At 59.6% G+C, this 20,804-nt stretch carries 19 protein-coding genes and 1 pseudogene; 11 read left to right on the forward strand and 9 right to left on the reverse strand.

Annotated elements, in window-relative coordinates; genetic code table 11:
• Positions 1-166 precede the first annotated feature (166 nt).
• The 4 genes from dbpA to GHO32_RS20500 all read left to right on the forward strand — a co-directional run bounded on the left by dbpA (position 167) and on the right by GHO32_RS20500 (position 5,633).
• Positions 167-1,504, forward strand: a complete 1,338-nt coding sequence (gene dbpA / locus GHO32_RS20485) for an ATP-dependent RNA helicase DbpA (RefSeq protein ID WP_256665477.1) — start codon at positions 167-169, stop codon at positions 1,502-1,504.
• 119 nt (positions 1,505-1,623) lie between these two features.
• Positions 1,624-2,802 (forward strand): NAD(P)/FAD-dependent oxidoreductase, encoded by a 1,179-nt coding sequence (locus tag GHO32_RS20490; RefSeq protein ID WP_153335125.1) that lies wholly within the window; start codon positions 1,624-1,626, stop codon positions 2,800-2,802.
• Positions 2,803-2,931: 129 nt separating this feature from the next.
• Complete coding sequence (yccS, locus tag GHO32_RS20495) at positions 2,932-5,106, forward strand: YccS family putative transporter (RefSeq protein ID WP_153335124.1); 2,175 nt, start codon at positions 2,932-2,934, stop codon at positions 5,104-5,106.
• A gap of 74 nt (positions 5,107-5,180) precedes the next feature.
• Positions 5,181-5,633 carry a GNAT family N-acetyltransferase gene (locus GHO32_RS20500; RefSeq protein ID WP_368668388.1) on the forward strand — a complete coding sequence of 151 codons (453 nt, stop codon included), beginning with the start codon at positions 5,181-5,183 and terminating at the stop codon, positions 5,631-5,633.
• Here the strand turns inward: GHO32_RS20500 and GHO32_RS20505 are convergent.
• Positions 5,630-5,926: a helix-turn-helix domain-containing protein gene (locus GHO32_RS20505; protein WP_153335123.1), complete on the reverse strand. Its 297-nt coding sequence runs from the start codon at positions 5,924-5,926 to the stop codon at positions 5,630-5,632. The two genes, GHO32_RS20500 and GHO32_RS20505, sit on opposite strands and share 4 nt — an antisense overlap.
• Before the next feature lie 42 nt (positions 5,927-5,968).
• Entirely contained in the window at positions 5,969-6,463 is a 495-nt protein-coding gene (locus GHO32_RS20510; protein WP_153335122.1) for a YgjP-like metallopeptidase domain-containing protein, read from the reverse strand.
• Between the two features lie 189 nt (positions 6,464-6,652).
• Between GHO32_RS20510 and GHO32_RS20515 the strand changes: the two genes are divergently transcribed.
• Complete coding sequence (locus tag GHO32_RS20515) at positions 6,653-7,045, forward strand: hypothetical protein (protein WP_048385015.1); 393 nt, start codon at positions 6,653-6,655, stop codon at positions 7,043-7,045.
• A gap of 50 nt (positions 7,046-7,095) precedes the next feature.
• Here GHO32_RS20515 and fba read toward each other — a convergent pair whose 3' ends face one another.
• The 5 genes from fba to tkt all read right to left on the reverse strand — a co-directional run bounded on the left by fba (position 7,096) and on the right by tkt (position 13,024).
• Complete coding sequence (gene fba / locus GHO32_RS20520) at positions 7,096-8,160, reverse strand: class II fructose-bisphosphate aldolase (protein WP_007913760.1); 1,065 nt, start codon at positions 8,158-8,160, stop codon at positions 7,096-7,098.
• 248 nt (positions 8,161-8,408) lie between these two features.
• Positions 8,409-8,627, reverse strand: a complete 219-nt coding sequence (locus tag GHO32_RS20525) for a hypothetical protein (protein WP_048370857.1) — start codon at positions 8,625-8,627, stop codon at positions 8,409-8,411.
• A gap of 32 nt (positions 8,628-8,659) precedes the next feature.
• Positions 8,660-9,823 (reverse strand): phosphoglycerate kinase, encoded by a 1,164-nt coding sequence (locus GHO32_RS20530; protein WP_153335121.1) that lies wholly within the window; start codon positions 9,821-9,823, stop codon positions 8,660-8,662.
• Positions 9,824-9,849: 26 nt separating this feature from the next.
• Positions 9,850-10,905 (reverse strand): erythrose-4-phosphate dehydrogenase, encoded by a 1,056-nt coding sequence (gene epd, locus GHO32_RS20535; protein ID WP_048370861.1) that lies wholly within the window; start codon positions 10,903-10,905, stop codon positions 9,850-9,852.
• 121 nt (positions 10,906-11,026) lie between these two features.
• Positions 11,027-13,024: a transketolase gene (gene tkt / locus GHO32_RS20540; RefSeq protein WP_153335120.1), complete on the reverse strand. Its 1,998-nt coding sequence runs from the start codon at positions 13,022-13,024 to the stop codon at positions 11,027-11,029.
• 261 nt (positions 13,025-13,285) lie between these two features.
• Here tkt and GHO32_RS20545 point away from each other — a divergent pair, with 261 nt between their 5' ends.
• The 4 genes from GHO32_RS20545 (at position 13,286) to GHO32_RS20560 (ending at position 17,758) form a co-directional block, all read left to right on the forward strand.
• Positions 13,286-14,281: a metalloregulator ArsR/SmtB family transcription factor gene (locus GHO32_RS20545; protein ID WP_048370865.1), complete on the forward strand. Its 996-nt coding sequence runs from the start codon at positions 13,286-13,288 to the stop codon at positions 14,279-14,281.
• A 19-nt stretch (positions 14,282-14,300) separates the two neighbouring features.
• Entirely contained in the window at positions 14,301-15,491 is a 1,191-nt protein-coding gene (gene metK, locus GHO32_RS20550) for a methionine adenosyltransferase (protein ID WP_048385023.1), read from the forward strand.
• A gap of 146 nt (positions 15,492-15,637) precedes the next feature.
• The gene (gene ligB / locus GHO32_RS20555) at positions 15,638-17,275 is read left to right on the forward strand and encodes an NAD-dependent DNA ligase LigB (protein WP_153335119.1); all 1,638 of its coding nucleotides are present in this window, start codon (positions 15,638-15,640) and stop codon (positions 17,273-17,275) included.
• 87 nt (positions 17,276-17,362) lie between these two features.
• A complete protein-coding gene (locus GHO32_RS20560; RefSeq protein WP_153335118.1) occupies positions 17,363-17,758 on the forward strand; it encodes a DUF1090 domain-containing protein in 396 nt (131 codons plus the stop codon).
• A gap of 84 nt (positions 17,759-17,842) precedes the next feature.
• On the opposite strand, the gene GHO32_RS20565 is transcribed toward GHO32_RS20560, so the two are convergent.
• Positions 17,843-18,292: a cytochrome c gene (locus tag GHO32_RS20565; RefSeq protein ID WP_153335117.1), complete on the reverse strand. Its 450-nt coding sequence runs from the start codon at positions 18,290-18,292 to the stop codon at positions 17,843-17,845.
• 129 nt (positions 18,293-18,421) lie between these two features.
• On the opposite strand from GHO32_RS20565, the gene GHO32_RS20570 reads away from it, so the two are divergent.
• Both GHO32_RS20570 and queC read left to right on the forward strand, forming a co-directional pair.
• The gene (locus GHO32_RS20570) at positions 18,422-19,564 is read left to right on the forward strand and encodes a murein transglycosylase A (protein ID WP_153335116.1); all 1,143 of its coding nucleotides are present in this window, start codon (positions 18,422-18,424) and stop codon (positions 19,562-19,564) included.
• A 200-nt stretch (positions 19,565-19,764) separates the two neighbouring features.
• Positions 19,765-20,466 (forward strand): 7-cyano-7-deazaguanine synthase QueC, encoded by a 702-nt coding sequence (gene queC / locus GHO32_RS20575; RefSeq protein ID WP_153335115.1) that lies wholly within the window; start codon positions 19,765-19,767, stop codon positions 20,464-20,466.
• A 67-nt stretch (positions 20,467-20,533) separates the two neighbouring features.
• Here the strand turns inward: queC and GHO32_RS26670 are convergent.
• Positions 20,534-20,804 (reverse strand): annotated as a pseudogene (locus GHO32_RS26670) (hypothetical protein); the annotation flags it as partial.

Consider the following 20,804-nt stretch of genomic DNA (forward strand, 5'->3'; position numbering starts at 1 on the left):
AAAGATCGCGAGGCAAGCTCGCTCCTACAGAGAAGGTGATGACTTCTCGTCCAGAATGTTCGGGCATTGGGCAACGGGCTGTTACACTGCGCGACATTTTGTTTTGCAGGCCAGTCCCGTGACCACCATTGCCACCGCTTTCAACACGCTCCCCCTGTCCGCCGCCATGCTGGCTAACCTCGACTCCCTCGGTTATGCCCAGATGACGCCGATTCAGGCGCAGAGCTTGCCGGTGATCCTCAAAGGCATGGACCTGATCGCTCAGGCCAAGACCGGCAGCGGCAAAACCGCCGCCTTCGGCATCGGCCTGCTGAACCCGATCAACCCGCGCTACTTCGGCTGCCAGGCGCTGGTGATTTGCCCTACCCGCGAACTGGCTGACCAGGTGGCCAAGGAAATTCGCCGTCTGGCCCGCGCCGAAGACAACATCAAAGTGCTGACCCTGTGTGGCGGCGTGTCGTTCGGCCCGCAAATCGGCTCGCTGGAGCACGGCGCGCACATCATTGTCGGCACGCCGGGGCGTATCCAGCAGCACTTGCGCAAAGGTTCGCTGGTGCTCGACGGCCTGAACACGCTGGTGCTCGACGAAGCCGACCGCATGCTCGACATGGGTTTCTACGACGCCATCGAAGACATCATTGTGCAGACCCCGGCACGTCGCCAGACCCTGCTGTTTTCGGCCACTTACCCGGTGGGCATCAAGCAGTTGGCCTCCAAGTTCATGCGCGACCCGCAGCAAGTCAAGGCTGAGGCGCTGCACACCGACAGCCAGATTGAGCAGCGCTTCTTCGAAATCGCCCCCGATGAACGCATGAGCGCCGTGACCAAAGTGCTGGCGCACTTCCGTCCGCAGTCGTGCGTGGCGTTCTGCTTCACCAAGCAGCAGGTACAAGAAACCGTTGACCACCTGACTTCCAAGGGCATTTCGGCTGTTGGCCTGCACGGCGACCTGGAACAACGCGACCGCGATCAAGTGCTGGCGATGTTCGCCAACCGCTCGACCTCGGTGCTGGTTGCTACCGACGTGGCCGCCCGTGGTCTGGACATCGACGCGCTGGACATGGTGATCAACGTTGAGTTGGCCCGTGATTCGGAGATCCACATTCACCGCGTGGGCCGTACCGGCCGTGCAGGCGAAAAAGGCATCGCGATCAGCCTGGTGGCACCGTCTGAAGCGCACCGCGCCCAGGCCATCGAGCAACTGCAAAAGGCCCCGCTGAACTGGGAATCGCTGGACACTCTGACCTCCAAGGGCGGCGCCCCGTTGCTGCCAGCCATGAGCACCCTGGTGATTGGCGCAGGCCGCAAAGACAAAGTCCGCCCTGGCGACATTCTGGGTGCCTTGACCGGCGACGCAGGCATCCCCGGTGCCCAAGTCGGCAAAATCGCGATCTTTGATTTCCAGGCCTACGTGGCCGTGGATCGCACCATCGCCAAGCAGGCTTGCCAGCGCTTGAGCGAAGGCAAAATCAAAGGCCGCTCGCTGCGCGTTCGAGTGTTGTAACCCCCCCCCACCCCGCCCCTGTAGGAGCGAGCTTGCTCGCGATCTTTGCTTTTAAAGATCAATAGATCGCGAGCAAGCTCGCTCCTACAGAGTTCCCCGCCGTATTTGAGGACACCGCTTTGCGTACCACCGACGTTGTGATTATTGGCGCTGGCGCCGCAGGTTTGATGTGCGCGCTGACCGCTGCCGGGCGTGGGCGCAAGGTGTTGCTGATTGACCACGCCAACAAGGCCGGCAAAAAGATCCTGATGTCGGGCGGTGGTCGCTGCAACTTCACCAATATGTACACCGAGCCGGGCAACTTTCTGTCGCAGAACCCGCACTTCTGTAAATCGGCGCTGGCCCGATACACCCAATGGGACTTCATCGAACTGGTGAGCAAACACGGCGTGCCTTACCACGAGAAAAAACTCGGCCAGTTGTTTTGCGATAACAAGTCCAGCGACATCCTTGAGATGCTCCTCAGCGAGTGCCAGCAAGCCGGTGTCAGCCTGCACCTGGACACCTCGGTGGAGCAGATCGAAAAAACCGACAGCGGTTACAGCCTCAAGACCACGCTGGATCAGTTGAACTGCCAGTCGCTGGTGATCGCTACCGGCGGCTTGTCGATCCCGACGCTGGGCGCCACCGGGTTTGGTTACCAAGTGGCCAGGCAGTTCGGCCACACCTTGCTGCCGACCCGCGCAGGATTGGTGCCGTTCACCATCACCGATCAGCTCAAAGAGATTTGCAGTGAACTGTCGGGCACCTCGGTGGACTGCCTGGTGAACTGCAACGATCAGAGTTTTCGCGAGAACATTCTGTTCACCCACCGCGGCCTGAGCGGCCCGGCGATTTTGCAGATCTCGTCGTTCTGGAACAGCGGTGACACGGTTGAGATCAACCTGTTGCCGGATCTGGACGCGCTGAGCTGGCTGCAAGCCCAACAGGCCGAACGCCCGAACAGCGAACTGAAAACCCTGCTCGGGGAAATCTTCACCAAGAAGATGGCCAACTTGCTGGCCGAGCATTGGTTCGTGTCCAAACCCATGAAGCAATACACACCAAGTGAACTGGCCGACGTGGCCAACAAGCTGGCGTGCTGGACTGTCGTGCCCGCCGGGACCGAAGGCTATCGCACCGCCGAAGTCACGCTGGGTGGCGTGGACACTCGCGAAGTGTCGTCCAAGACCATGGAATCGCTGAAAAGCCCGGGGCTGTATTTTGTCGGCGAAGTGCTGGATGTAAGCGGCCACCTGGGCGGCTTCAACTTCCAGTGGGCGTGGGCATCCGGGTATGCCGCCGCGCAGTACGCCTGACACAGGCGTACCTTCAACGCGGGTTTGTATTCAGGCAAAAAATATTTTCTGTTCGATGTGAACAGTGCCATTGCACTAACGTCTTATCTGGCTCAATTTAGCGAATCTCGAGCCAGGCACCGCCACTCCATGTCATCGACCTCTTTCAGCCAATCACTGCGCCGCTTGTGGGCGCGGGACAAGTTCAGTTACAGCGTCCGGGTGTTCATCGCCCTGACCGGCAGCATGGCTTTTTGCTGGTATCAGGACGAGATGTCGCTGCTGATTCCTTTGTTCCTGGGGATTATTGCCAGCGCCCTGGCCGAAACCGATGACAGCTGGCAAGGCCGCTTGAATGCGTTGCTGGTCACGCTGGTGTGCTTCAGCGCCTCGGCGCTCAGTGTCGAATTACTCTTCCCCTACCCTTGGTTGCTGGTCATCGCGCTGGCCCTGGCCAGTTTTGCCCTGACCATGCTCGGAGCGCTGGGTGAACGCTACGGGGCGATTGCCTCGGCCACCTTGATTCTGGCCGTGTACACCATGATCGGCGTGGACCAGCGCGGTGGCGAAGTCACCGATTTCTGGCACGAACCGCTGTTGCTGGTGGCCGGTGCGGCCTGGTACGGGCTGCTCTCGGTGCTGTGGCAGGCGCTGTTTTCCAACCAGCCGGTACAGCAGAGCCTGGCGCGGCTGTTTTGGGAACTGGGCTTGTACCTCAAGCTCAAGTCGGCGCTGTTTGAACCGGTGCGCAAGCTGGATGTAGAGGCGGGCCGCCTGGAGCTGGCCCGGCAAAACGGCCGCGTGGTGGCCGCACTCAACACCGCCAAAGAGATCATTTTGCACCGGGTCGGCAATTCGCGGCCGGGCTCGAAAATCAGCCGTTACCTCAAGCTGTACTTCCTCGCGCAAGACATTCACGAACGCGCCAGCTCGTCGCACTACCCATACAACGCACTCGCCGACGCGTTCTTCCACAGTGACGTGATGTTCCGTTGCCAACGCCTGCTGCGCCAGCAAGGCGTAGCCTGCCAGCGCCTCTCGGAGTCGATCAAGCTGCGCCAGCCGTTTGTCTATGACGACAGCTTTGCCGAGGCCTTGGGCGACTTGCACGCCTCCCTCGAACACTTGCGCATTCAGAGCAATCCCGCCTGGCGCGGGCTGCTGCGCTCACTGCGCGCACTGGCGGCCAACCTCGGCACGCTGGACCGTTTGCTCAGCGATGCGAGCAACCCCGACGCCCTGGCCGATGCCACCGACAGCAGCCTGCTGGACCGCTCACCGCGCAACCTCAAGGACGTGTGGTCGCGCCTGCGCCAGCACCTCACACCGACGTCGCTGATCTTTCGCCACGCCCTGCGCCTGCCTTTGGCGTTGAGCATCGGCTTTGGCATGGTGCACTGGATTCACCCAAGCCAGGGTTACTGGATCATCCTCACCACGCTGTTCGTCTGCCAGCCGAGCTACGGCGCGACGCGGCGCAAGTTCAGCCAGCGGATTATCGGCACGGCCATTGGCCTGGCGGTGGGCTGGGCGCTGTTCGACCTGTTCCCCAACCCCATCATTCAGTCGCTGTTTGCGGTGGTGGCCGGGGTGGTGTTCTTTACCAACCGCACCACGCGTTACACCTTGAGCACGGCCGCCATTACCTTGATGGTTCTGTTCTGCTTCAACCAGGTGGGCGACGGTTACGGGCTGTTCTTGCCACGGCTGTTTGATACCTTGGTAGGCAGCGTGATTGCGGCAGCGGCGGTGTTCCTGTTCTTGCCGGACTGGCAGGGCCGTCGGCTCAATCAGGCGCTGGCCAATACCTTGATCTGCAACAGCCAGTACCTGCGCCAGATCCTCCAGCAATACGCCCAGGGCAAAAGCGATGACCTGGCCTATCGTCTGGCCCGGCGTAATGCCCACAACGCCGATGCGGCGCTGTCGACCACGCTGGCCAACATGCTGATGGAGCCGGGGCATTTCCGTAAGGACGCCGACATGGGCTTCCGCTTTCTGGTGCTCTCGCACACTTTGCTCAGTTATTTGTCGGGGCTGGGCGCGCATCGCGGCACTGAACTGCCGGCAGAGCTGCGCGAGCAGTTGATCGAAGGCGCCGGGCGGCGCATTGCTGACAGCATCGACCAGATTGCCCATGGTTTGAGCGCCAAGCTGCCGGTGCCGGTGCAAAGCGACGAGGAAGAAAAACTGGCCAATGAGCTGGAGCAGATGCCAGATGACATTGATGAAAACCTGCGGCTGGTGCAAACCCAGTTGGCGCTGATTTGCCGCCAACTCGGCCCGTTGCGCACCCTGGCTGCACATTTGGTCAAAGCTCCGTAGGATTTATCGCAGCTTGGCGCCAGTCAGTATCACGCCTACTATCGGGCCATCGTTTCGATAACAAGGACAACACCGTGACCACTGACTGGCTCTGCAAACACCACGACGATCTGGGCAAAGAACAGCTCTACGCCATTCTGGAGCTGCGCTCGGAAGTCTTCGTCGTTGAACAGAAATGCGCGTATCAAGATGTCGACGGCCAAGACCTGTCGGGCGATACGCTGCACGTGATGGGCTGGCAAGACGACAAGCTGGTGGCCTACGCCCGCTTGCTCGACCCCGAATCCCAAGGCGGCGACGTGGTCATTGGCCGGGTGATCATTGCCCCCCGGGGGCGCGGGCAAAAGCTTGGGCACCGCTTACTGGAAGTGGCGCTGGAAAACATTGAAGAGTATTGGTCCGGGCAACCGATTTTCATGTCCGCGCAAGCGCACTTGCAGTCATTTTATGAGCAGCACGGGTTTCGGGCCGAAGGCGAGACGTACCTTGAAGATGACATCCCGCACATCGGCATGCGCCGGGGTTAAGGGTAACCGAGCACCTGCTTGATCTGCTCCAGGTGCTGGCCAACCCAGGCCTTGTCGATCGCTCCCCAGCTGTGAATCAGGTAGCGCCCGGCATGATTGCGGGCGCCGTCCTGTTGTTCGAACTCACACACGATGTCCAGATCGGCCAGGGCAGCAATGGTGTCCTGGGCGGTGCGGCGCGGCATGCCGGTGACGTCGGTCAGCGCTGGCACACTGCTGGCGGTTTGGCTGTCGATCAACCAGGCCACGTACAAACGCCGGTAAAAACTGCTTTTGGTTTTACTGACTTCCATTCAGAACTCCCGTTATGTAGTACGCCACCTGTAGGTGCGAGCTTAAGTGCGGGCATCGCGCCAGGTCAGGTACACCCGCAGGTCAAACTCCAGCTGGTGATAACCCGGCAGCATGTGTTCGCACAGTTTGTAGAACGCCTTGTTGTGGTCGGACTCTTTGAGGTGCGCCAGTTCGTGCACCACGATCATCTTCAAGAACTCTGGCGCAGCGTCCTTGAACAACGAGGCCACGCGCAGTTCTTTCTTGGCCTTGAGCTTGCCACCCTGCACCCGCGAAATAGTCGTGTGCAAGCCCAGCGCACGGTGGGTGAGGTCGAGGCGGTTGTCAAACAGCACCTTGTCAAAGGACGGCGCGTTGCGCAGGTATTGCTGTTTGATCTCGTGCGCGTAGGCATACAAGGCCTTGTCGCTTTGCACCGCATGGCGCTGTGGATAACGCTCGTTCAGGTAGCTGCCCAATTGGTCGCGCTCGATCAATTGGCGCACTTGATCCTGCAACGATTGGGGGTAAGCCTGGAGGTATTTGAGCACGGTCATGGGGCGCCAACGCACAGCGTAAAAGTTCGCCAGTGTAGCGAATCCAGCTTTTATGGCTACCTTGTCAGACGTTTACGTTGCCAAGAGGCGGACACTTCCGAGAAAGCGCGGGGACCGCAAGCGCTGCTTGCGGCGTGGAAAGGCCGGGGGCTATCTTCTTGAGTCGCCGATGATCCCCGTGGAAGAGACATGAAAAAGACGACGCCCGACGGTCCTAAAGCAAAACGCATCCAGCGTGATGATCATCTGCACGATGATGCAACCCAAGACCTGCTCAAACGCCTGCGCGAAGACCCTCCCGTAGACCTGGAGACCTTGCAGCCGACGCAAGCGCAAGGCATCAGCCCTGAGTCACCGTTTGCCGTGCTGGCAGATGTTCGCGCCCTGCAAGCCTTGCAGCACGTGTCGATCATGCTCAAGGGGGCAGAAGAGGTGTCGGATGAAATCACCGAAATGGCCAGCGGCATCGAGCGCGGGCTGGTGTGGTCGCTGGTGCACTCGGTCGAGATGGCCCGTTCACTGGTGGACGCCCTGCTCAAGGGCAACGGCATAGATCCCGAAAAAATACACCACACCTTGTAGGAGCACAAAAAAGCCCGCATCGCTGCGGGCTTTTTCATGACGCTTAAGGCTTAGTTGACCTTGGCGTTCAGCTCACCTTTGAGGTAACGCTGGTACATGGCTTCCAGGGAGATCGGCTTGATCTTCGAGGCATTGCCAGCGGTGCCGAAGGCTTCGTAACGGGCGATGCACACGTCGCGCATGGCCGTCACGGTAGCGCCGAAGAATTTGCGCGGGTCAAACTCGCTTGGGTTGGTGGCCATCAGGCGACGCATGGCGCCAGTCGAGGCCAGACGCAGGTCGGTGTCGATGTTGACCTTGCGCACGCCGTACTTGATGCCTTCAACGATTTCTTCAACCGGCACACCGTAGGTTTCTTTAATGTCGCCGCCGTACTGGTTGATGATCGCCAGCCACTCTTGTGGCACCGAAGACGAACCGTGCATTACCAAGTGAGTGTTCGGGATGCGCTTGTGGATTTCTTTGATGCGGTCAATCGCCAACACGTCGCCGGTAGGTGGCTTGGTGAACTTGTAAGCGCCGTGGGAAGTACCGATGGCGATAGCCAGGGCGTCCACTTGGGTGCGCTTTACGAAGTCTGCGGCTTCTTCCGGGTCGGTCAGCATTTGGCTGTGATCCAGAACGCCTTCAGCGCCGATACCGTCTTCTTCGCCCGCCATGCCGGTTTCCAAAGAACCCAGGCAGCCCAGCTCGCCTTCAACCGACACGCCGCAAGCGTGCGCCATGGCAACGGTTTGCTGAGTGACGCGAACGTTGTAGTCGTAGTCGGTCGGGGTTTTACCGTCTTCGCCCAGCGAGCCGTCCATCATGACCGAGCTGAAGCCCAGCTGGATGGAGCGCTGGCAGACGTCAGGGCTGGTGCCGTGGTCTTGGTGCATGCACACCGGGATGTGCGGGAATTCTTCGATGGCCGCCAGAATCAGGTGACGCAGGAACGGCGCACCTGCGTACTTGCGCGCACCGGCCGAAGCCTGAACGATCACCGGGGAGTCAGTCTTGTCAGCGGCTTCCATGATCGCGCGCATCTGCTCAAGGTTGTTGACGTTGAAGGCTGGAACGCCGTAGCCGAATTCGGCGGCGTGGTCCAACATCTGGCGCATGCTGATAAGTGCCATTGTGTGTGTCTCTCCCGGACAAGGGTCGTTAATCGTGCAAGCCTGCCGTAGAGGCGGCTGCGATTCAAGTTATTGCAGATCGGGGGTTGGCCCCGGTGCTGCGAATTCGATGCGGCTGAAACGTTACAGCTCCAGCGTTTCCAATGTGGGAGCGGGCTTGCTCGCGATGCAGGCAATGCGATTTATTTACCTAACCGCATCGATACAATCGCGAGCAAGCCCGCTCCCACAGAAAATCGCATTTCAAATCAAGGGCACCCGCGCCCTTTTGAGGCTTGCGGGGTCTCGTATTTTTCCAGCGCTTCAGGCCCTGAGCGTTTATTGACCAGCGGCACGCTCTGCGCCTGCCAGTCGGCCTGGTAGCAACCACTCTCTTCGGGAGTGGCGGCCTCTGCCGGCGGCGGGGCCGAACCGGCGCAACCGGCCAAAAAGCCCGCAACTATCAACAGCGGTAACAACTTGACCATGTCCATGCTTCCTTTCAGGGCCTGAGTCATAGTCAGGCTTTGGCGCGGCTTTCCAGAATTTCAACAGCAGGCAGTACCTTGCCTTCAACGAACTCCAGGAAGGCACCGCCGCCTGTCGAGATGTACGAAATTTGATCAGCAATGCCGTATTTGTCGATGGCCGCCAGGGTGTCGCCACCGCCAGCAATCGAGAAGGCTTCGCTGTCAGCAATGGCCTGGGCCAGCACTTTGGTGCCGTTGCCGAACTGGTCAAACTCGAACACGCCTACCGGACCGTTCCACAGAATGGTCTTGGACGATTTCAGCAGGTCAGCGAAGTGCGCTGCAGTTTGCGGACCAATGTCCAGGATCATGTCGTCAGCGGCCACGTCGCCGATCAGTTTGACGGTCGCTTCAGCGGTTTCTGCGAATTGCTTGGCAACCACGACGTCGGTTGGCAGCGGCACGTTGACCTTGGCCGCGATGGCGCGGGCTGTGTCCAGCAGGTCGGGTTCGTACAGCGATTTGCCCACCGGGTGACCGGCAGCCGCCAGGAAGGTGTTGGCAATGCCGCCGCCAACGATCAGCAGGTCGCAGATCTGGCTCAGGCTGTTGAGCACTTCAAGTTTGGTCGACACTTTGGAGCCGGCAACAATGGCCGCCATTGGCTTGGCCGGGGCGCCCAGGGCTTTGCCCAGCGCTTCCAGTTCAGCAGCCAGCAACGGGCCCGCAGCGGCAACCTTGGCGAACTTGGCAACGCCGTGGGTCGAGCCTTCAGCGCGGTGCGCAGTACCGAAAGCGTCCATCACGAACACGTCGCACAGGGCGGCGTATTGCTTGGCCAATTCGTCAGCGTTTTTCTTTTCGCCCTTGTTGAAGCGCACGTTTTCGAACAACACGATGTCGCCCGCTTTAACGTCGACGCCGTTCAGGTAGTCGCTGACCAGCGGCACTTCGCGGCCCAGGGCTTTGCTCAGGTAGTCAGCGACTGGCTTGAGGCTGTTCTCGGCCGAGAACTCGCCTTCAGTCGGACGCCCCAGGTGCGAGCAGACCATAACCGCTGCGCCTTTTTCCAGGGCCAGCTTGATGGTCGGCAGCGAAGCAAGGATGCGCGCATCGCTGGCGACAACACCGTCCTTTACCGGGACGTTGAGGTCTTCGCGGATCAGTACGCGCTTACCTTGGAGATCGAGGTCGGTCATCTTCAACACGGTCATGGGTCGCAGTTCCTGAGTTTCTAATGTTAGAGAGCGGGTTTAGGGTGAGTGATGTGCAAATAGTGCTCGGCCACATCGATCATTCGATTGGCAAACCCCCATTCGTTGTCGAACCAGGCCAGCAGGTTCACCAGCCGAGGGCCGGAAACGCGGGTCTGGCTGGCATCGACGATGGCCGAATGCGGGTCGTGGTTAAAATCGCAACTGGCGTGCGGCAACTCGGTGTACGCCAACAGGCCTTTGAGCGGGCCGCTGGTCGCCGCCTCGCGCAGTACACGGTTCACTTCGGTGGCGTCGGTGTCACGCGCCGTGACCAAGGTAATGTCCAGACATGACACATTCAGGGTCGGCACGCGTACGGCTTTGGCTTGAATCCGCCCGGCAAGTTCCGGCAATAAACGCTCAATGCCTTTGGCAAGGCCGGTGGACACCGGAATCACCGACTGAAACGCCGAGCGCGTACGACGCAGGTCTTCATGGTGGTAGGCATCAATCACCGGCTGGTCGTTCATGGCCGAGTGAATCGTAGTAATCGACACGTACTCAAGGCCGAACGCTTCGTCGAGCAGGCGCAACAGCGGCACGCCGCAGTTGGTGGTGCACGAGGCGTTGGACACCAGGCGCTCGTCGCCTGTCAGGGTGTGCTGATTGACGCCATACACGATGGTTGCGTCGACATCGGCTTCGCTGGCCATTGGCTGCGAGAACAGCACACGGGGTGCCCCGGCATCGAGAAAACGCTGGCCGTCGGCACGGGAGTGATAGACGCCGGAGCATTCCAGCACCAGATCAACGCCCAGCGCGGCCCAGTCGATACCTTCGGGGGTGGCACTGCGGAACACTTTCACGCAGTCGCCGTTGATATGCAGGCAGTCGCCTTCGATCCGTATGTCGCCGGGGAAGCGGCCATGGGTGGAGTCGAAGCGCGTCAAATATTCGAGGCTGGCCATATCGGCCAAATCATTCAGTGCAACAATTTCAAACCCGGCAGCCGCCCCTCGCTCAAACAACGCACGCAAGACACAACGACCAATCCGGCCGTAGCCGTTGAGTGCAACTTTGTAAGGACGCAGTTGAGGCATGGGGTTCTCTTATCAGGGTGTAAACACAACGATCCCCCGCAGGAGCTGCCGCAGGCTGCGATCTTTTGATTTTTAAAAGATCGCAGCCTTCGTACCTCGGCAGCTCCTACGGGGGGATTGCTTAGTCTTCCAGCAGCTCTTCAGCCTGACCCAGGATGTTTTCCACGGTGAAGCCGAACTCTTCGAACAAGGCAGGCGCAGGCGCCGACTCGCCATAGGTGGTCATGCCGATCACGCGGCCTTCCAGGCCCACGTACTTGTACCAGTAGTCTGCGTGGGACGCTTCGATCGCAATACGCGCGCTCACTTGCAGCGGCAGAACCGACTGTTTGTAGCCTGCATCTTGAGCTTCGTACACGCTGGTGCACGGGATCGACACCACACGGACCTTACGACCTTGTTCGGTCAATTTCTCGTACGCCTGAACCGCCAGGCCTACTTCGGAACCGGCAGAGATCAGGATCAGCTCAGGCTCGCCTGCGCAGTCCTTGAGCACGTAACCACCGCGGTTGATGTTGGCGATCTGGCCAGCATCACGGGTTTGGTGGTTAAGGTTCTGACGCGAGAAGATCAACGCGGACGGGCCGTCGTTGCGCTCCAGGGCGTACTTCCAGGCCGCTGCAGATTCCACTGCGTCGGCTGGGCGCCAGGTGTCCAGGTTCGGCGTGGTACGCAGGCTGGTCAGTTGCTCAACCGGCTGGTGCGTCGGGCCGTCTTCGCCCAGACCGATGGAGTCGTGGGTGAACACATAGATCACACGCTGCTTCATCAGGGCCGACATGCGGATGGCGTTGCGGGCGTATTCCATGAACATCAAGAAGGTCGCGCCGTAAGGCACCAGGCCGCCATGCAGGGCAACGCCGTTCATGATGGCGCTCATGCCGAACTCACGTACGCCGTAGTACACGTAGTTGCCGCTGGCGTCTTCGGCGCTCACACCTTTGCAGCCTTTCCACAGGGTCAGGTTGGAACCGGCCAGGTCAGCCGAGCCGCCCAGCAGTTCAGGCAGCAGCGGGCCAAAGGCGTTCAGGGTGTTTTGGCTGGCTTTACGGCTGGCGATGGTTTCGCCTTTGGCCGCGACTTCTGCGATGTAGGCGCTGGCCTTGGCATCGAAGTCAGCAGGCAGTTGGCCGCTCAGGCGACGGGTCAGCTCTGCAGCCAGCTCCGGGAACTCGGCAGCGTAGGCAGCGAAGCGCTTGTCCCACTCGGACTCAACGGCAGCACCGGCTTGCTTGGCATCCCATTCGGCGTAGATATCGGCCGGGATTTCAAACGGGCCATGGTTCCAGTTCAGCGCAGTGCGGGTCAGGGCGATTTCGTCGTTGCCCAGTGGAGCACCGTGGCAATCTTCTTTGCCTTGCTTGTTCGGCGAGCCAAAACCGATGGTGGTTTTGCAGCAGATCAGCGTTGGCTTGTCGCTTTTACGCGCGGTGTCGATGGCAGTTTTGATTTCTTCGGGGTCGTGACCGTCAACGTTGCGGATCACTTGCCAGTTGTAGGCCTCGAAACGCTTTGGCGTGTCGTCGGTGAACCAGCCTTCAACTTCACCATCAATCGAGATGCCGTTGTCGTCGTAGAACGCGATCAGCTTGTTCAGGCCCAAGGTGCCGGCCAACGAGCCAACTTCGTGGGAAATGCCTTCCATCATGCAGCCATCACCCAGGAACACGTAGGTGTGGTGATCGACAACGTTGTGGCCAGGACGGTTGAACTGCGCGCCCATGACTTTTTCAGCCAGGGCAAAGCCCACGGCATTGGCCAGGCCCTGACCCAGCGGGCCAGTGGTGGTTTCTACGCCCGGCGTGTAACCGAACTCCGGGTGGCCCGGGGTACGGCTGTGCAGTTGGCGGAAGTTTTTCAGGTCGTCGATCGACAGGTCATAGCCGGTCAGGTGCAACAACGAGTAGATCAGCATCGAGCCGTGGCCGTTGGACAGCACGAAGCGGTCACGGTCAGCGAACGAAGGATTGCTCGGGTTGTGCTTCAGATAATCGCGCCACAGTACTTCGGCGATATCCGCCATACCCATAGGGGCACCTGGATGGCCGCTGTTGGCTTTTTGCACGGCATCCATGCTGAGTGCACGAATGGCGTTGGCACGCTCACGACGGCTGGGCATCGCTGTTCTCCTGGGTATTGAAAGTTAAATCGAAACGGAAAAAAGGCGAGCATTTTCCCTCACCCACCGCCTTCGGGGCAATGACAGATAGTCGCTTGAAGCGTTTTTCATGCGCTTAACCGTTCAACCTGTTGAAGATCGGACATTTCATTTCGTTATTGAGTGCAAGACATCCGACCAACGAACCGGTTATCGATCAATATCAAAAAGTTTTGATATTGAACTTGCGAGGTGTGAGACGGGTAACTAGACTGCGCCCCCATGAACTTACGCGTGCCTTCTATTCGCCATGACGATTGCGACGAGCTCTCCGCCCTGTGCAAGGCCGGAGGTGACCCGCTGCGACTCAATGTGCTGCGCGCGTTGGCCAACGATTCATTTGGAGTGCTGGAACTGACGCACATATTTGCCACCGGCCAGTCAGGCATGAGCCACCACCTCAAGGTGTTGTCCCAGGCACAACTGGTGGCCACGCGTCGCGAAGGCAATGCCATTTTTTATCGTCGTGCCCTGCCCCACACCGAACTGCTGGGCGGCAAGTTGCATGCTGCATTGCTGGAAGAGGTCGACAACCTGACCCTGCCCGCCGACGTGCAAGCACGCATCAGTGCCGTACATGGACAACGAGCAGCGGCCAGCCAGGACTTTTTCTCGCGTATTGCCGAGAAATTTCGAGCTCAACAGGACTTGATCGCTGGCGTGCCACAGTATCGGGACAGCGTGTTGACGCTGCTCGACAAACAGAGCTTCAGCCCAGCCGCCACGGCCCTTGAAGTCGGCCCCGGAGACGGCAGTTTCTTGCCCGACCTGGCCCAACGCTTCCAGCACGTCACGGCACTGGACAACAGCTCGGTAATGCTTGAGCTGGCCCGCCAGCTATGTGAACGCGAGTCACTGAACAACGTCAGCCTGCTCCTGGCCGACGCGCTGCACGATGCGCACCTGCAGGCCGATTGCGTGGTGGTGAACATGGTCTTGCACCATTTCGCGGCACCGGCCGATGCACTCAGGCAACTGGCCACCTTGTTGAAACCTGGCGGTAGCCTGCTGGTAACAGAGTTGTGTAGCCATAATCAGGCGTGGGCCCGCGAGGCCTGCGGCGATCTGTGGCTAGGTTTTGAACAAGATGATCTGGCCCATTGGGCCACCGCTGCGGGACTCGTTCCCGGGGAAAGCCTCTATGTAGGCTTACGTAATGGTTTCCAGATTCAGGTCCGCCACTTTCAGCGGCCGGCTGGCGACACTCACCATCGGTAAATATTAGGAAACCGTCGAGATGAGCGAATACTCCCTTTTCACCTCCGAGTCCGTGTCTGAAGGGCATCCGGACAAAATCGCCGACCAGATTTCTGATGCGGTGCTGGACGCCATCATTGCTGAAGACAAGCACGCCCGTGTGGCCTGCGAAACTCTGGTGAAAACCGGCGTGGCAATCATTGCAGGCGAAGTCACCACTTCGGCCTGGGTTGACCTGGAACAGATCGTTCGTGACGTGATCACCGACATTGGCTACACCAGCTCCGACGTCGGTTTCGACGGCGCGACCTGCGGTGTCATGAACATCATCGGCAAGCAGTCCCCTGACATCAACCAGGGTGTTGACCGCGCCAAGCCTGAAGACCAGGGCGCCGGTGACCAGGGCCTGATGTTCGGCTACGCCAGCAACGAAACCGACGTGCTGATGCCAGCGCCGATCACCTTCTCGCACCAGTTGGTTCAGCGTCAGGCTGAAGCCCGTAAATCCGGCCTGCTGCCGTGGTTGCGCCCGGACGCCAAGTCCCAGGTCACCTGCCGTTACGAAAACGGTAAAGTGGTTGCCGTTGACGCCATCGTGCTGTCGACCCAGCACAACCCGGAAGTGTCGTACAGCGACCTGCGCGAAGGCGTGATGGAGCTGATCGTTAAGCACGTGCTGCCGGCTGAACTGCTGCACAAAGACACCCAGTTCCACATCAACCCGACTGGCCAGTTCATCATCGGGGGCCCGGTGGGCGACTGCGGCTTGACCGGCCGCAAGATCATCGTTGACACCTACGGCGGCATGGCCCGTCACGGCGGCGGCGCGTTCTCGGGTAAAGACCCGTCCAAGGTTGACCGTTCGGCGGCTTACGCCGGTCGTTACGTGGCCAAGAACATCGTGGCTGCCGGCCTGGCTGAGCGTTGCGAGATCCAGGTTTCCTACGCAATCGGCGTCGCTCAACCGACTTCGATTTCGTTGAACACCTTCGGCACTGGCAAGATTTCTGACGACAAGATCATCAAGCTGGTACGTGAAGTGTTCGACCTGCGTCCATACGCCATCACCACCATGCTCGACCTGCTGCACCCGATGTACCAGGAAACAGCCGCTTACGGTCACTTCGGCCGCACGCCGCAGACCAAAACCGTTGGCAACGATACCTTCACCACGTTCACGTGGGAGCGTACCGACCGCGCTGAAGAACTGCGCAGCGCTGCGGGTTTGTAAGTAAGCCAGAAGCCCCGGACAGGTCGCTGTCCGGGGCTTTTTTGTGCCTTTTTTGTGGCATTCGAAACACTCGGCAATCCTCTGCCCAAGCGCCACGGCCACCCTCCGCTAGCCTTAAGCGTTCACTCCGGGCAAGGACGCTCATGATGCTGGCCATACTCCGCGTTTTCAGTGGGCTTTTGCTCGCGTTTCTCAGTTTCAACACCCTCGCCAACCCCTGCGCCGACGAGCAAGCCCTGCGCCAGCAACTCACGGTGTGGGACGACAGTTACCACCGCTTGGGGGTTTCTCTGGTCAGCGACGCGGTGTACGACCAACTGCGCAGCCGCCTGGAACTCTGCCGAGCTGTGGATAACCCGTTGCAAACGGCAAGCGGCCCGGTACCTCATCCCGTGGCGCAAACCGGGCTGGCCAAACTGACAGATGAACGCGCCGTTGAACGCTGGATCAAGGGGCGTCAGGACCTGTGGGTACAACCCAAAGTGGATGGCGTGGCCGTCACCCTGGTCTACCACCAAGGCCAACTACAGCACGTCATCAGCCGCGGCGACGGGCTTACCGGGCAGAACTGGACAGCGACTGCACAGGTGATCAGCGCCATCCCACAACGCTTGCCACAGCCTGTGGACATGCTATTGCAAGGTGAACTCTATTGGCGGGTGCCCGGGCATGTTCAGGCCAAGGCGGGCAGCGTCAACGCGCGCAGCACCGTGGCCGGGTTGATGGCCCGCCATGCGCTAAGCCCTGAACAAGGCCAGGGCATTGGCCTGTTCGTGTGGGATTGGCCCCAAGGCCCGCACGCGCAAAGCGAGCGGCTGGCCCGTTTGGCTGAACTGGGCTTTACCGACAGCCAAACCTACAGCCAGCCCATCGAGCATCTGGACCACGCCCGGCACTGGCGCGAGCATTGGTTTAACACGCCGCTGCCGTTCGCCAGCGATGGTGTGGTGTTGCGCCAAAGCCAGCGCCCGGCTGCCGAGCGTTGGCAAGCCAAACCGCCGAACTGGGCCGCCGCGTGGAAATACCCGCACGCCCAGGTGCTGAGCGAAGTGCGTAAAGTCACGTTCAACATTGGCCGCACCGGGCGTATCACGCCCATGCTGGAGCTGACCCCGGTGCGCCTTGATGACCGCACGATCAAACGCATCAGTGTGGGCTCGCTGCAACATTGGCAAGATCTGGATATTCGCCCCGGCGACCACGTGGCCATCAGCCTGGCGGGCATGACCATTCCCCGGCTCGACAGCGTGGCCTTGCGCGCCAGCGAACGGATTGAAGTCTTGGCGCCCCAGCCCAATAACTTCCATGCCCTGAGCTGCTGGTCGGCAACACCGGGGTGTGAACGTCAGTTTTTGGCGCGGCTCAATTGGCTCAGCAGCAAGAAGGGATTGGCCATGCCGTTTGTCGGGCCCGGCACCTGGAATACGCTGATTCAAGCCGGTGAGGTCAATAACCTGCTTGATTGGTTGACCCTGGACACCGCCCGACTTGCTAACATTGGCGGCTTCGGCGAGCGCAGCAGCGAACGTTTGCTCGCCAGTGTGCACGCGGCACGGCAACAACCGTTTGCTCGATGGGTCAAAGCCCTGGGCTTGCCGCCCACGGGGGATGCGCCGTTGGGGCAGTCATGGCAAGCGCTGGTCGCGCGCGATGAACAGGCCTGGCAGGCGTATACCGGGATTGGTGCCCAGCGTGCTGCGCAATTGACTGAATTTTTGCGTGAGCCGAACGTACAGGCTTTAAGTGAACAGCTACGGGCTGCCGGGATTGCCGGTTTCGACTAGAAACTGCCCACAGCGTTACGCGAGGCGTATGCTGCGTCCGGGTTTTGAATTGTGTGTATTGTCATTATTTTTGTCACGGAGCTTTTTATGAAACGTTTTTCACCGCTAATTCTCTTGACTGTCTGCGGCCTGCTGGCCGCCCCTGTGATGGCTGCCGACCCTGCTCCAGAGCTGACCGGTTGCGCCGCTAAAAAACAAGCCATCACCCTGCAACTTGAACAGGCACGCGCCCACGGCAACAGCAACCAAGCAGCCGGTCTGGAAAAAGCCCTGAGCGAAGTGACGGCGAATTGCACCGACGCGGGCCTGCGCAAAGAGCGTGAAAACAAGGTGCTCGATGCCAAGCATGAAGTCAGCAAGCGCCAGGCCGACTTGGACAAAGCCATGAAAAAAGGCGATCCGGAAAAAATCGACAAGCGCAAAACCAAGCTCGCCGAGTCCCGTAAAGAGCTGCAAGAAGCGCTGGATCAGCTGGACAAGTAAGTCGCTGAACCACCCTGCAGGAGCGAGCTTGCCTCGCGATCTTTTAAACAATCCAAAGATCGCGAGGCGAGGGCTTGTGCCCACTCAGTGATTCCTGAATGCCTTGTGGCACGCACTGCACGTGTCCTGAACCTTCTGCACCACAGGCGTCAGGTGGCTGGCGGAGTACGGCTGCTGCTGGCTGGCGACCACCAGCGCTCCCGTCGCCGCTTCCAGCTCGCGGGCCAATGCCTCAAACCGTGCCTGTTGCTGCCAGACCGCGTCAGTGGCGCTGGTTTTATCGGAGTCCTTCACCTGCGGGAAATGCGCCCACGGCTGATACGCCAGCGCATCGAGCTGCATGGCCGCTTCAGCAAAGCGCGGACCGTTAAACGGTACCCGGCCCTTCAACATGCCACTCAGCTCTTCACTGGTACTGAGCATTTGTTTGAAAATCGCTTTACGCTGACCCAGCGGTGAGTCCGGATCAATGCCGCCACACGCCGACAGCGTCAGGCAGGCCAGCAACACAATGCAACATTGTTTAAAAGTCATGGTGGCTTCACGTCACGAAAATCGGTGGCCAGTATCCTCGTGTCACTCGCAAAGACCAATACCCCTATTAAATATACGGGTTGCCTCGACGGTTATCTGACCTCGGCAACTCTTGAAGGAACCTCGCTGATGAGATCACTTTTCAAGCCGCTGGCGTGGGCGCTGCCGATTGTCATGCTGCTGGCCGGGTGCAATGGCACCGACAAAGACACCGCCAAACCGGCCCCGCATACCACCTACAGCAAAGCGGACTGGAGCGCGCTGCCGGAAGTGACCGGCGTCGACCTGCAAAATGGTTTCGCCTCATGGCGCAGCGCGTGCACACGGCTCAAAGCCGACCCTAACTGGGGCAGCCTGTGCAGCGCTGCCGCCAGCTTGCCGGCCAACCCGAGCGTGGCTGACGTCAGCAGTTTTCTGCAGACCCACTTGGACGTGTACAGCTTGCGTTCGGCCGAAGGCAGCAGCGACGGCTTGATCACCGGCTACTACGAACCGGTCTACCCCGGCAGCCTGAAACAGACCACCACGGCCCATGTGCCTATTTACGGCGTGCCGTCTGATTTGATCGTGGTGAACCTGGACAGCATCTACCCGGAACTGAAGGGCAAACGCCTGCGCGGTCGCCTTGAAGGGCGCGTGCTCAAGCCATACGACACCGCAGAAACCATCAACAACCAAGGCCTCAATGCGCCGGTACTGGCCTGGCTGACCGACCCGATGGACCTGCAATTTCTGCAAATTCAGGGGTCGGGCCGTGTGCAACTCGATAATGGCCGCCAACTGCGCATCGGCTACGCCGACCAAAACGGCCACCCGTACAAACCAATTGGCCGCTGGTTGGTGGAACAGGGCGAGCTGAAAAAAGAAGACGTCACCATGGGCAGCATTCACGCGTGGGCAGTGGCTCACCCTGAACGCGTGCACGAACTGCTGGCCAGCAACCCCAGCTACGTGTTTTTCACGCAAAACCCTGACAGCAACGAAGGCCCGCGCGGCTCGCTGAACGTGCCATTGACCGCAGGTTACAGCGTGGCAGTGGATCGCAGCGTCATCCCGCTGGGTAGCTTGCTGTGGTTGTCGACCACCCAGGCAGACGGCCAGCCCATCGTACGCCCGGTTGCCGCTCAAGACACTGGCGGCGCCATTGCCGGTGAAGTGCGGGCAGACTTCTTCGTCGGCACCGGCCCGGAAGCCGGGAAAATCGCAGGCGACATGAAGCAGAAAGGCAACATCTGGCTGTTGTGGCCCAAAGGCGCAGCGTTGCCGCAATAACACCTGATGCCTCTGTAGGAGCGAGCTTGCCTCGCGAGCTTTTGATCTTTAAAAGATCGCGAGACAAGCTCGCTCCTACACGGCGGGGAGTCAGATTAGTCTTCTTCTCGGCCCGGAAAACTCCTGCAAATCCTCCCCCGCTTGTTCCTGCCCACCTCGCAGAATAGTCTCGACGTTCGCCCTATTTATCGAGACCTCACATGACTAACAAAGCGGTTATCGTCTTCAGTGGCGGGCAAGACTCGACGACGTGTCTGTTACAGGCGCTGCCCCTGTATGACGAAGTGCACTGCATTACCTTTGATTACGGCCAGCGTCACCACGCGGAAATTGACGTTGCACGGGCGCTTTCCAAGCAACTGGGCGCCACCAAACACACCGTTCTGGATGCCTCTGTGCTTAATCAATTAACGGTCAGCAGCCTGACCCGCGATGATATGGCCGTGCCCGACGCCTCAGCAGCTGAAAACGGCTTGCCGAGTACCTTCGTGCCGGGGCGCAATATTGTGTTTCTCACCCTGGCGTCTATTTATGCCTACCAGGTGCAGGCCAAAACCGTGATTACCGGCGTGTGCGAAACAGACTTTTCAGGCTACCCGGACTGCCGCGACGCGTTCGTCAAATCACTGAACCAGGCCATCACCTTGGGCATGGCCTACGACGTACGCATCGAAACGCCGCTGATGTGGCTAAACAAAGCCGAAGTGTGGGCGCTGGCCGATGAATACCAGCAATTGGCCGTGATTCGTGACCAAACCCTGACCTGCTACAACGGCATCCAGGGCGCAGGCTGCACTTACTGCGCCGCCTGCAGCTTGCGGGCAAAAGGGTTGGCCGAGTACTTGAGCGACACGGCAGGTGTTCGCCAACGCTTGCAGGCAAAGCTGCAAAAAGCCGCATAGCGCCTTGCACGTCAGCCACTATCAACACGCTGGGCGTGTTGATAGTCAGCGAATCATTGCCGGGCGATTACCTGCTCTCCACCGTCATGTATTTGTTTAACAGCGCCCTCATGCCATACGCCGGGAACACGTTAAAGAATGCAAAGCTCACTTTGATAAGAATCTGGATAACGATCATGTCAAGGATGACGCTGGTTTCCATAACGCCATAAAACGCCAGAAAGCAAAAAAGAAAGCTGTCAATAATGACCGCGATAAAGGTGGGCGGTCTCAAGGAGCAAGTGCAACACCTCATGTAAGGTGTTGCCATGTCTACCCAATACAACCACCTGAGTACC

The sequence above is a fragment of the Pseudomonas sp. FSL R10-2189 genome (genome assembly GCF_009600325.1).
Taxonomy (GTDB): domain Bacteria; phylum Pseudomonadota; class Gammaproteobacteria; order Pseudomonadales; family Pseudomonadaceae; genus Aquipseudomonas; species Aquipseudomonas helleri.